At 51.1% G+C, this 1697-nt stretch carries 3 protein-coding genes; 1 reads left to right on the forward strand and 2 read right to left on the reverse strand.

The genetic code is table 11. From position 1 onward, the window contains the following. Positions 1-453, forward strand: a 453-nt coding sequence (locus ACXRVY_RS27525; protein ID WP_458238782.1) for a TetR-like C-terminal domain-containing protein, incomplete at its 5' end; no start/stop codon positions are given. Positions 454-567: 114 nt separating this feature from the next. Here ACXRVY_RS27525 and ACXRVY_RS27530 read toward each other — a convergent pair. Both ACXRVY_RS27530 and ACXRVY_RS27535 read right to left on the reverse strand, forming a co-directional pair. Continuing rightward, complete coding sequence (locus tag ACXRVY_RS27530) at positions 568-1494, reverse strand: beta-keto acid cleavage family enzyme (RefSeq protein ID WP_223457555.1); 927 nt, start codon at positions 1492-1494, stop codon at positions 568-570. Continuing rightward, a partial coding sequence (locus ACXRVY_RS27535) for a cupin domain-containing protein (RefSeq protein WP_458238783.1) occupies positions 1491-1697 on the reverse strand: 207 nt, incomplete at its 5' end. The genes ACXRVY_RS27530 and ACXRVY_RS27535, both read right to left, overlap by 4 nt.

Here is a 1697-nt window from a genome sequence, read left to right on the forward strand (position 1 = left end):
GTCAGTAAGGCGACCATTTATCGATGGTGGGAATCCAAGGCGTCTGTGGTCATCGATGCGTTTATTGAGCAGCATTTGGTAAAAACAACGCTTCCTCGAGGAATGCGCCCACGCGACGCCATAGCACATCATTTCCGTTCTTTGGTGATGCAGTATTCGGGATGGCCTGGCCGGCTCGTCGCTCAGATCATTGCCGAGGGTCAATCTGATCCTGCCATTCTTCGAGTCTTCCGTGAGCGATTTCATTACGGCCGCAGAGCAGTCGTCAGAGAGATGCTTGAAGAGTGGAAAAACAGCGGCGACATTTCAAAAGATTCAAATGTCGAAGTGCTAATGGACTTGATCTATGGGCCGGTTTATATGCGCCTGATGATAGGTCACGCCCCTCTGGACGAATCCTTTGCTGAATCGCATATCAATTACATATGCGAATTGCTGGGCTCTAAATTCTGAAGATCGTTATAGTTTCCAAAATACAATGCCGGCCTGATGGCCGGCATTTGTATTTCACAACAGAGTCAACGCTTTATCTACAGGATGCCCAGCCACTTGGTGGGCCAGCTGGATCTAGAACGCAGTATTTGTCTTTCCTTTTAGCGCGAGCATTTCCCTCGCCTCTTGAGGCGTAGCGATTTCAAATCCCAACTGCTCCACGATACTTCGGATTTTCCGCACTTGTGCGGCATTAGAAACCGCCAACTCACCGCGCCCAATGTACAAGCTATCTTCAAGACCCACTCTGACGTTGCCGCCCATAATGGCCGCGAGAGTCGCTAGTGGCATCTGGTCTTTACCTGCGCCCAATACCGACCAGTGATACTGATCACCAAATAGACGATCTGCGGTTCGCTTCTGATGCATCACATCTTCGATATGAGCCCCCATGGCACCACGCAAACCAAAAATTGTCTGGATGAACAACGGCGGCTTAACCAGTCCTTTATCCAGGAAATACTTTAGCGTGTACAAGTGGCTGACGTCGTAACACTCGAACTCAAAGCGGGTACCGGTATCCCCAATGGTTCGCAGGATCCATTCGATATCGGAAAAAGTATTGCGGAAGACAAGATCCTTTGTGGCATTAAGATGTTCCACTTCCCAACTGTAACGCCACTCTCGATCCTTGCTGGCCATTTCGGAAAGGTTTAGGTTTATAGACCCCATGTTCAGGGAGCACATCTCCGGTTGCAGCGCAACACCTGCCGCCGCACGCTCGCTAATTGCCATTCCCGGGCCTCCACCGCCCGTAGAAATGTTCACGATGGCATCCGTTTCGGCCTTAATTCGAGACACGAACTGACGGAAGATTTCAGGATCGCCAGTGGGCCGACCATCCTCAGGGTTTCGGGCGTGAAGATGAACGATCGCCGCTCCCGCTTTTACTGCTTCGATCGCCTGATCGCCAATCTCTTCGGGAGTAACCGGCAGATGAGGAGACATCGACGGCGTATGAGCACCACCTGTGATAGCGGCGGTTATGATAATTTTTCTCACAGTTTTTCTCCTTCTTTCAGCGCTAACAGGACAAACAGCATTCGACAGTTACGCCCTGAACGATTCGACCAACTGTGGTTCGTTGCGCGCTGTACCAGTACGTCTCCTGGCCGCATAACGGTCTCACCGTGATCCATCATCGCGACAATCTCGCCCTCGAGTACCACGGCGTAATCAAGCGATTCCGTTTTGTGGAACCAGAA

The sequence above is a fragment of the Pseudomonas sp. P5_A2_2 genome, assembly GCF_054177685.1.